This window comes from uncultured Methanobrevibacter sp. (genome assembly GCF_902774605.1).
Taxonomy (GTDB): Archaea; Methanobacteriota; Methanobacteria; order Methanobacteriales; family Methanobacteriaceae; genus Methanocatella.
In genome coordinates this window covers 1-11,519 of sequence record NZ_CACYJE010000014.1, presented here as the reverse complement: position 1 = coordinate 11,519, position 11,519 = coordinate 1, and the positions used below count along the sequence as shown (strand labels likewise).

The window sequence follows — 11,519 nt, the reverse complement described above, 5'->3', positions numbered from 1 at the left end:
TTTTATAAAAACAAAAATACTTCCATATTAAATTAATATGAGTTGTTGAAAATATGAATTTTAAAAAGATAATGCTAATAATGTTCATTTTATTGGCAGTTTTAACAATTGGTGCTGTTAGCGCATCTGATGATGTTGACTTTAACGAAACGCTAACTGCTGATAATGTGGATGAAGTGTCACTTGATGCTTCTTTAAATGAGAATGCAATATCTGAAGATAGTGATGATTTGATTGCATCTTCAGATGAGGATATTTTTGAGGATTCAGTAACTGAAGATAACTTCAATCCTTGGGTGTCAGCTCATGAGCCTGTAGATGCTGATTGGGATCCTTGGATAGCTAATGTTCATGGTGATGATATTGTTCAGGATGGGAAAATTGAACTTACTATTTCTCAGGAGGGTTCAATTATTTTCACTGGTGAGAAGTTCTTCGGTGAGGATAGTGATGGGAATAATGATATTATCTGGTCATTGAATGATTTAAGGAATAATGGTGCTCTTAATGATGCTGGAACTTATAATATTTCTTTAAAATACATCAAAGATGATACAGAGTTTGATTTTGGTGATTTTACTTTCATTTTGACAAAGCTGAATTTCAATTGTGAGGGAGAAACTGTTTTAGATAATCCCTTTGACATCATAAAAATCTGGAATGATGAGTATGATATATTAGTTTATGTTAACGGTTCTCAAAAGGAAAAAGAAGGTGATTCAACTACCTGGTCATTATCTGATTTGGAGATTCAGCAGGCTGGTGAATATTCCGTTCGCATAGAAGCATATGATGAGGATGAAGAGCTGTTTGACGAGTATGAATATGTTTTAAATGTTTATGATCTTGGTGAATCTGATTTTGCAGTATTTTCAAATGTTTATCAGATTTATGATGTTGCAAATCCGGTCATATTGATTTATCGCCCGGAAGGCAAGGGCGGCGAATTTAAAATAAACGTGAATGGTGAAGAAATTGAAACTCAGTTGGAATTCACTGACAACTGGGCCGAATTAACCTTAGATGATTTGGGAATAGATCAGAATGAAAGGTATTCCGTGTCAATATCATATGTTGATGATGAAAACCCTGATGGAAGGGAAATTTTTAATCGTGACTTGGATGTTGCAGGTTTCTTAAGTGAAGATAGCTTCGATACTCGGGTGTCAACTCATGAGCCTGTAGATGCTGATTGGAACCCAGATATAGTTAATGTTCATGGTGATGATATTGTTCAGGATGGGAAAATTGAACTTACAATTTCTAAGGATGGTTCAATTATTTTCACTGATGAGAAGTCATTCGGTGAGGATAGTGATGAGAATAATGATATTATCTGGTTATTGGAAGATTTAAGGGATAATGAGGTTCTTAATGAAGTCGGAACTTATGAAATTTCTTTAAAATATGTCAAAGATGATGTTGAGATTGATTTGGGTGAGTATGAATTTACATTAACTCAATTCAATTACAATATTCGTGAAGGTGATTTTTATAAGGATTGTTCATTTGAGATTATAAGAGTTTATGATGAGGTTTATGTGGAAGTTTATGTTAACGGTAAGGATGAGCCATATATCATTGAAGATGTAAGTCAAATTTCCTGGACCTTGGATGACTTGGATATCACTTCTGTTGGAGATTATAAAATCACTATTGTCGCCTATGATGACGGTGAAGTTGTTGATAATTTCACATTCAATTTAAATGTTTTCGAGGAAATGGACTGGTTTAGAGCATATTCACCATTTGAAATACAGGATGATTCGCTCGAAAATCCTGTACTATATCTTTACTCCCCTGATGGTCAGATTGGAGAAACAATTAGCATGTTTATAGGGGATGATTTCTTTGAGGAGGTTACTATTGAGTCCAATTGGATGAGTTGGACCTTAAAAGATTTGGGAATTGAGGAAAACGATGGATATAGTATTAGATTTGAAAATGAGGAGGGTTATTTATGTGATGCATGGCTGTATGTTGATGTATTTAAAGAGTTCCGGGTTGATGTATGGGACAGCGAGGAATGTCCTCTTTACACTGACACTGTAGGCACTGTAATTCATGTTGAATATCCTGAAGGCATGTCCGGAATGTTGGATGTCATTGTTGACGGTACCGTGAAATATCATACAATCGTCACTTCTGAAAACCATTTGTATGATGATGTTGGAGGTTATGACTGGGATTTGAAATATTTAGGAATCACAGATGCAGGAACTTATAATGTTACACTTAAATTTGTAGTTGATGGTGAACAGACAGTTAAGGAATACCTTTTAGATGTTCAGGACTTTGACAACAATACTTTCAGGGCAAAGGTCAACAGGTATGATGAACCATTCTATCTTTATTTATTCACTCCTGAAGGTAAAACCGGAATTGTTAATTTGACCTTTAAATATTGGGATGACGATTTGGAAGAGGAAGTCATTGACAGCAGTACAACAATTGAACTTGATGAATCATACTGGAATAAATGGGTCATGATATCAGATTACATGAATGCTGACGCTGACCGTGTTGAGATTAGCATAGACGGTGAAGAAATCTATGTGGATTATTCATATGTTACATTTGGAGGCAATGAGGAAAATTCCTTTAAAGTAACTGAGGAGAAAATTTTTGCTGATGAAGATATTGTATTATGGATTTATGCAGATACTACCGATAACAATTATACTGTCAATATTACAGGTGGAAATGATTCATTCAGTGTAAATGTCACTGACCTTGGAGATTATGAATGGGTAAATGGTGGTTACAAATACTCCATCACCCGTCAGATGTTAGATTCATTATTCGCCAATCTTAATGATAAGGATAAGGTTTTAATAGGTTATGATACAGGTGATTTAAAATCCCTTGCCTACAGAGGGAGTCCTATGATAACATATGCCGTTGAGAAAAATGATGATTATATAAGGTTATATGAATATGAAAGTCTGCGCGTTGATTTAATAAAAATTAAACTGGCTCACAATGAGGATGAAGAAGAAGCAGAAGAAGATGAAGAGGAAAATTCCGAATCCGGTGATGATCAGCTTGTAAGAATCATTGTGCCGGACTCATTGAACATTCACGAAACCGCTTTGGTTCATATTAGATATGGAGACACTGAAATAACCAAAAATTTAAATGAATTATATAATGAATTTAACTACGATAACTTAGCAGTATACTACTATATTTTATTAACTGACTTAAACACTGAAAGTCTCAAAGAAAAGAGTATAGTAAATGTTTCAGTGACCTCAAATGATGATTTAATAGGTTTTAGGAACTTCTTCATGTTTTTAGATGAGGAGGAAAATTGGTGTATCGATTACTTTGAAGATTCAATCGGTTTAACATTCCATTACGGTAAGGTAGGTGACCTTCAATTCGGACAAGGCGAAAAAGCTTCCACTATAATTGAATTGAGTATTCCTGAATACTTGAACATCACTGACGGAGCAGTAATAATCACTGATGAAAATGGTAATGTGATATTTTCTAAATCATTGTCCGAGTTTGGTGAAAACTCTTCTCAAGGCATTCAATCTTATGATTATTGGATTGGAGATGAGGATTTTAATTATGGTATATTTGAACAGAATGTGCCTTTTGATGTTTCATTTGCCTATGGTAATGCCACTAAAGTGTATGCAAGAGGTGTTAGGGAAGGTGATGAGCTGCACAGAATCACCACTCCTGAAAATGTGGCGGAATTTTACAAGGTAACTCTTTCTGAAGGAATATTGATTAACGGTTCTGATAATGCGATTATCATTGAAGCAACAGACAATGCCAACAGACAAAGTATAAACATCGATATTGGTGGAGGTTACTTCGTTGTATATGTTAATGGCAAAAAGGTTGAAAATCTCGGAAGACTGGTCGGATTAGACGGTGAAACAGAACTTGAACTCTTCCTTTTACAGCGTGTCTCAGGTGACGGTTCAACAAAAGTAGTTATCTACTTGTCTGATTTAAACATCACTGACAATGGTCAGTACAATATTAGAGTCACACATCAACCTTCTAGTCATGAAACCAGTTCAACTGTGGAAACAGAACTGTTCAACCAGAACATTACATTAACCTCCAACGTCAAGGTCGACAATGTAACCTCAGAAGTGTTCACAGGCTTCGGTATGGACCCTGTACTATTGTACCTGGACACATATTACGGCAACATCACTGACGTAACCGGAAACATTACAGTTCTAAACTCAGACGGTGAAGAGATACTGTTCATTTCAGACATTTCAAAACTGTCATCCGACAATGGCAGATACTACCTGAAATACTCTGACTTTAAAAACAAGAACTTCACAGACAAGATAACTTTAATATATGAAGGTAACGAGAGAAGCGGCAACACTACAGTCAATGTAACCTGGAAGGATGTTGACACAAGCGACTTTAACCTTACAGTTGATGATGACGTGAACGATTACTACGGCAATTTCGTCAGTCTTCAAATTCCAGACCTTATAACCGCAGGTCAAATCATAGTTACAGTAACATTCAACAACAACCCTAACGCCAACATTTCAAACATGAACGTCTCCACAGACTATGGTAGCAGGGCAGTGTATGTATTCAATGTTGCAGACATCAAAACAAACGCCAACGGCGAGCTGGCATTGTCATTGTCCGATCTGGGATTCTATGAAGAGGATGGAGATTATATTGTTGACGTTAAATTCACCGTTGATAAAAGCGAGTATCTCAACGTGACCAATAACACCTTGGCCGTTGCGCTTTCACCGGATGTAAACATTACAATCGATGAAACTTCAAGATTCACCAAGGACATGCCTTTCGCAGGCGTTAAAATATTCGAGCCAACAAGTTCCTCAAATGCCAAACTCTTCATTGACGGAGCGGAATATGGCCATAAGATATTCGTTGAAGGTTTAATAACATTCACTTCATCTCCTGATTGGACTCCGGGCATTCACACAGCAAGAATTGAAGCCTATGACGAGTATGGTTCAGTTGTAGCTACACTAACTAAGGAGTTTGAGGTTTTAACCCAATCCGACGATACCAGTGTGACATTTGAAAACCCTGTTAGGGAAGGCAAACATTCCATTATAACAATTGATGTTGCAAATGACACTTCAGCAATAATCCAAATCGACAACGGTGAAAAAACAACTCATGAATTGACTAAAGGAGTCAACACTATTGATTTGGGAGTCCTGGCTCATGGAAACCATACTGTGGGCATTTTCTATGAGGTATTGCTTGGCGATGGAAACATCTCATTTTATAACGGCTACATTACAATCAGCGTTGAGTATGAAAGCTGGCTTGACATGCCTTATCCTATAGTATTAGATGACGATGACATCATAACATTTAATTTGGATGATGCAACAGGTAACGTTACAGTAATGATTGATGATAAGCTTTACGACACCATTGTCCTGGAAAATGGTGCGGGTAAAGTCAGATTGACTGATTTAAAATTCGGAAAACACAACTTCACAATCACATATAACGGTGACGATACTCATGAAAGAGTTTCACAATCCGGTGAGTTCGAGGTTAAATTCATATTCAGGGATGACATCATCACTGAAGGATATCCTTTAAAAGACTCATATCTTGTTACAGTTATTTTGCCTAACGATGCTACCGGAAACGTTACTTTGGTTGTTGATGGTGGTCAATACGTTCCGGGCAATGACATACTGGGAGTAGAACCTAATTCACATACTGTTGATGTTTACATAAGTCCGGTAAAGGATGGAAAAGCAGTATTTGAAATTAAGAGATTAGGTTTCGGAGTGCATAAACTGAAAATATCCTACAATGGAGATGCAAAATACCCTAAGGACAGCTATGAAACACTATTTGACATTAACCATTATGCGGTAATCGGCGATATTACAGACACTCAAAAGACCGTAAGCCTGCTTCTGCCTGTCAATGCAACAGGAAACCTTGTAGTTTACAATGAAAACAGAAGGGAAATACTCTACGTTCAGGCAATAAGTGAAGGAAGGGCTTTAGTCGATTTGAATAACTTGACAGTCGGAATATATGAAATCCGTGCCTATTACGATGGTGAAGACTACGAGGTCAAACAGTTCACCCATCCTCCATTCAAGGTGATGCCTAAGGTGGTCATCGCACAGGATGAAATCATCGGCGAGGATGTTGTAATCTTTGTTGATTTGGATAATGCCACAGGCCATTTGCTCATCATCATTGACGGAATATCTCCAATACTTGAAGAACTGGACAACGGTACAGTCAACTACACATTCAAGACACAGGACTACTCCTGCGGAAACCACTCAGTAACATTCATGTACATCGGAAACAGCTTTGACCCTGACGTGCTGAACACCGTTGATGAAACTGGAAGATACGTTCCTGTCAAATATTACATGAATCTGCTTCCAATCAAGTCAGTGGCTAAAGTTGAAGCTAAAGAAGGCTATGTGTCATATCAGTTATATGATGAGGACGGCAATCCGTTAACTAATGCTACAGGTACTGTTGAAATATACCGTGATGGCGTTCTTGAGGCAGTTGTGGAGGTTAACAACGGTATTGTAAATGTTCCGATGGACAAGTTTAAATCCGGATCAGGCACATTCACTTTCGTATATTCAGGGGACAAAAAGCATTCCTCATCCACAACCACTGCTTACCTGAATATTGTGCATAAAGCCGCAAAAATAACCGCTAAAGACTTGACTGTAATGTATTCTTCAAATTCCAAGTATTCAGTCACAGTTTACAGTCCAAACGGCAATCCTGCAGCCAACACTGCCGTAAGTTTCATGATAAACAATAAGGCTTACAAGACCGTGAAAACCAATGCCAAGGGAATAGCTACAGTTGTCATTTCAAGCAACCCTGGAAGCTATAAGATAACTTCAAAGGCTTTAGGAGTAAGCGTCACCAAAAACCTTAAGGTGAACCATGTATTGACACTCAAAAAGGCCAAAGTGAAACGCTCAGCCAAAAAGCTTGTAATCAAGGCGACACTCAAGAAGGTCAACGGCAAGTACCTGAAGGGCAAAAAGATCACCCTCAAGTTCAACGGCAAGAAATTCAAAGCCAAAACCAACAAGAAGGGTGTGGCCAAATTCACCATCAAGTCCAAGGTGCTCAAGAAGCTCAAAGCCGGCAAGAAAGTGAAAATCCAGGCAACCTACCTGAAAGACACTGTAAAGCAAAAAGCGAAAGTCAAAAAATAGGGTTTAAACACCTTATTTTTTCTTATTTTTTTAGCATTACTTTTTTAAGCATTTAAATCCAATATTATCATATAACATATGTGGGGATTTAAATGAAGACTATCGTTATTAATGCAAGTCCGCGTAAGAAATGGAACACTGCAGAAATCATGCAGGCCGCCCAGAAGGGTGCCGAATCAGCAGGTGCTGAAACAGAATATTATAACTTGTATGATCTTGTATTCAAGGGTTGCAGGAGCTGCCTTGCATGCAAGCTGAAGGAGAAAACCAAGGGGAAATGCTACTGGAGGGATGACCTCACACCGGTAATCGAAAAGATTTTGGATGCTGATTGCCTCTTGATAGGTTCGCCAATCTATTTCGGCCAGCCGACAAGCGAGTTCAGGGCACTGATTGAAAGGCTGATATTCTGCATAATGTCATATGATGACGGTTCAAGCTATTTCACCGGAAAGGTCAATGTCGGAATCTTTTACACCATGAATGCTCCACTGGAGTTCTATGAGCAGTCAATGAAGGACAGCTTGGCCACAACAGAGTATCTGTTTTCATTTCTTAACGGTGAAATCGTAACATATCCGGTTTGTGATACAATACAGGTTAGTGACTATTCTAAATTTAATATGGCAGGGTTTTCACAGGAAGCTAAGGAAAAGCAATGGATACTTCAATTCCCTAAGGATTTGGAGAAGGCATTTGAAATCGGTGCAAGGTTGAGTAAAAAATGAAGGCTGTTGTAATCAATGCGGGACCAAAAAGGAAGGATGTCAATGCGCAATTGGCACAGTCTGCAGCTAAAGGTGCGGAGTCAGTTGGTGCGGAAGTTGAATACTTTGATTTGTATGGGCTTGACATGTCTGGGTGCAGGGTGTGTCTGATTTGCAAGAATGATGAGGATGTTTGCAAGTGTTACTGGAGAGATGAGTTGTCCCCTGTTATTGAAAGTATTTTCAATGCTGATTCTCTATTGGTTGCCGCTCCGATATTTTTTTCACAGCCAACCAGCCAGTACATGGCATTGCTTGAAAGATTAATATATTCAATGGTTTCCTATGAGTCTGGCAACAAGTTCAGGGGCAAGGTCAATGTCGCTTTGTTTTACACTATCAATTATCCTATGGATTATTTTGAAAAGTCAGTCAGGCCTCACATTAAGCAATCTGAGGATTTGCTTGGAATGTTGAATGGTAAAGTTGTCATTGAGTCTTTTTCTAATATTTCAAGGAATGTTTCATCCAAATCTGATGAAGATGAGCTTAAGCTGAAAGAAGAGCAGTTTCATCATGATTTAAGTACTGTTTTTGAAATCGCTGCTGATTTGAGCAGATAATTTTCATTATTTTTTTTTGCAAAAATTCATGTATACAATTTTTAAAAATGAATACATTTATATACTGCTTCCTCGCAATATAATATTGTATACAAAAACCTAATTTGTAATACAATAATTTTAGGTGATACAATGACAAACCAAAAAAGAACCAGAAAATTCATATTCGGAAACCAAAAGTTTGGAGGATCATACACTCCAGGGGAATTCGAAATAAACTTCCCTGAAGACATGACCCGTGAAGACTTCGAAAGAATCTTCAACGAACGAATGAACTCCCTATACAAGAGAGGGCACAACCTTAAGGAGGAATTCTTCGACAATGACAAAAAAAGAAAACAGAACCTTAAGCCATTGAGCATACGCGTGAAACCCCACACGAAGGAATTCTTCAAGAACCACTCAATACTCTCCCCAAGGGAAGTCCTGGAGATGTATGAGGAATTCAACAACGGAAGCGAAGCCTTCATAAACTCATTGCTGGAAGAGGAAAAAGAACTGGAAAATGAACTAGCAGAAATACAGGAAAAACTGCACAATGCGAAACTCTTCAAGGAAAAGCTCGGTGAAATGAAACCGGACAATGGCGTTCTAACCGACCAGGACAAACTCCTAAAATTGAAACAGAAGTACGAAAGATCAGAAGTGAAGAGCATAGGCAATGAGACCTCAACAGCAAAGGCGAAAAACGATATCATAAGAGACATTCAAATATACAACACTCAAATAATAAGGGTATATGATGAGCAGGTAATCTCAATTGGAGTCTACACCAATGCGGAACCGGTCGTATACTACTTCAAAAACGAATACTCAAAAGATGATATCGCAGAAATCCTCAACCATGTCGAGGAGCACTGCAAGGAAAATGAAATCGAATTCTGCACAATGCAAAATTCACTTTTCCTTGAATAGCATATAAACCTTTTGGAAGTGTGCAGAAGCACTTTTGCACACTTCAAATACTTATATTAAAAACCATGCACATAACTACTAACCGGATTTGAATAAAATCCAGGAGACTTGGTTATTTGGGCATTTTTGTTTTGTGTTTCTGTTTTTGTGGTGATGGTTGGAAAAAAGGTTGCTGTCAATTAACCAAGTCTTCACATTTTTTTTGTATTGTTAAAGTACTTTCCCCTTATCACCTGGGCTAATGCCAGATTATGGCAATCAATCCCTGATTTTCACCTATGAACGTTAAGTAATTATTTATATGATGAAAAATTTATCTAAATGTATGACTGATTTTGAAGAAATAATAAATACCAGAAGAAGCATCAGGGAATACGCTGACAAGCAAGTCAGCGATGAAGACATCATAAAAATAATCAGGGCAGGAATGCAGGCGCTAGGATCAAGGCTCGGTGCGGAGCCATGGGAATTCGTAATCGTGAAGGATAAGGAAACACTTGCGAAACTCGGAGAAATCAAGCCACGCGTAACCAACGCACCGGTGGCAATAGTTCTTGTGGCCAACATTGAAAGGGCATTCTACAAGACAGTATGGCAACAGGACATGGGTGCAGCCGCTGAAAACATGCTTCTTGAAGCCGTCAACCTTGGACTGGGAGCACTATGGAACGGTGTGGCACCGGAAGAGGAAAGAATGAGCAAGATAGGTGCAATCATCGGTATAGATGACATAACCGAAACCAAACCGTACTGCATAATCACAATAGGATACCCTGCCGAAGGCTGGGAAAACAAGTACATGGACAAGTTCGATGAGGAAAGAATACACTATGAAAAATACTGATTATGATTTTGAAAGCGTCATAGACAGGCACAATACCGACTGCGTCAAATGGGACTGGTTCGATGATGACCTGCCGATGTGGGTGGCCGACATGGACTTCAAGGTGGCACCGGCCATCAATGAAGCCATCCTAAAACGCGCAAGACATCCCGTATACGGATATACAATAGTTTCTGATGAACTGTTTGAATCATATATGGGTTGGTGGTCTCGCAGGTACGATTTGGAAATGTCCCGTGAGGACATGGCATATGCAATGGGCGTCCACTTCGCCCAAAATTCCTTATCGCCGGTTTCCTCTGTGGAAATGGCCGTTACCGGTGTGCCCGTCAATCCTTCATTGTCAAACCACCCAAGGAAGGTGTGGCCGGTCTGCGTCACGTCTGCGGGCAGTGTGGCTCCAACGCCATAGGTATAGCCGGTTACATTCCCGCTGTTGATCGCGCCGCCATTCGTCACCAATGTGACGGTATAAGTATTCGCCGTCCATGCGCCGGTGAATTCCACGTCGTCATCGGGCATGGTGAAGGCATTGTTCGCATCCACCGTCAAAGCAGCGCCGTCTGTTTTGGTTTTTCCGCTCCACCCGCTGAACGTGTAGCCGATCAGCGTCGGCGCGGCGGCAACGGTTTGGCCAGAGCCATAAGCAACCGTGGCGCTGGCCGGAACAGCCGGCGCGCCGTCAGGCGCAGAATTGGAATAAGCATAGGAAATCGTGTGCGACCGGATACGCCATTGTGCCCAGAGCTTCAATTGATTCTCATCCAAAGCTGTATTAATAAGCAGGTTCCCCTTGTCAGCGTAGGATGTTCCGGGGTTATCCGAGGTTGGCTGGCCGACGGTGTTCCATCCGATAAAGTCATAGCCTTCCCGGGTAAAGGGATTCGCGTTCAGCGCCTTTTCTTCCCCATATTTGAAGGTCTGGGTTTGATATGTGCCCGGTTCAAAATTGGAGAAGAAGTAAACAGTGAATGGCTGCCCATCCCAGTTGGCCGTATACGTCCTCTTGCCCGTTGCAACCGATCCATCGATGGTGACTTCTGTTTGGGGCGTAGTGCCGTTGCTGCCAGTCCATCCACTAAAATTATAGAGATAGCGGGTAGGATTTGTCAGCGTGAATTTATCCACACGGGAATAAGTGGACGGATTCGCATCCGGCGGCAGAACAAGACCGCTGTTCAGATTGTATTTTATATCGTATGCAGGGGTAATCAGAAGATAA

6 protein-coding genes are annotated in these 11,519 nt (G+C 39.6%); 5 read left to right on the top strand and 1 reads right to left on the bottom strand.

Annotated elements, in window-relative coordinates:
* Positions 1-92: 92 nt before the first annotated feature.
* The 5 genes from QZU77_RS04575 (at position 93) to QZU77_RS04555 (ending at position 10,297) form a co-directional block, all read left to right on the top strand.
* On the top strand, positions 93-7,208 hold the full coding sequence (locus QZU77_RS04575) for a hypothetical protein (protein ID WP_295600689.1): 7,116 nt from the start codon (positions 93-95) through the stop codon (positions 7,206-7,208).
* Positions 7,209-7,300: 92 nt separating this feature from the next.
* Positions 7,301-7,936: a flavodoxin family protein gene (locus QZU77_RS04570; RefSeq protein ID WP_295600688.1), complete on the top strand. Its 636-nt coding sequence runs from the start codon at positions 7,301-7,303 to the stop codon at positions 7,934-7,936.
* The gene (locus QZU77_RS04565) at positions 7,933-8,538 is read left to right on the top strand and encodes a flavodoxin family protein (protein WP_295600686.1); all 606 of its coding nucleotides are present in this window, start codon (positions 7,933-7,935) and stop codon (positions 8,536-8,538) included. Before QZU77_RS04570 ends, QZU77_RS04565 begins: the two co-directional genes overlap by 4 nt.
* A 132-nt stretch (positions 8,539-8,670) precedes the next feature.
* On the top strand, positions 8,671-9,453 hold the full coding sequence (locus QZU77_RS04560; RefSeq protein WP_295600683.1) for a hypothetical protein: 783 nt from the start codon (positions 8,671-8,673) through the stop codon (positions 9,451-9,453).
* 325 nt (positions 9,454-9,778) lie between these two features.
* Entirely contained in the window at positions 9,779-10,297 is a 519-nt protein-coding gene (locus QZU77_RS04555) for a nitroreductase family protein (protein ID WP_295600680.1), read from the top strand.
* Here QZU77_RS04555 and QZU77_RS10835 read toward each other — a convergent pair whose 3' ends face one another.
* Positions 10,298-11,491: an InlB B-repeat-containing protein gene (locus tag QZU77_RS10835; RefSeq protein ID WP_366208862.1), complete on the bottom strand. Its 1,194-nt coding sequence runs from the start codon at positions 11,489-11,491 to the stop codon at positions 10,298-10,300.
* Positions 11,492-11,519 lie beyond the last annotated feature (28 nt).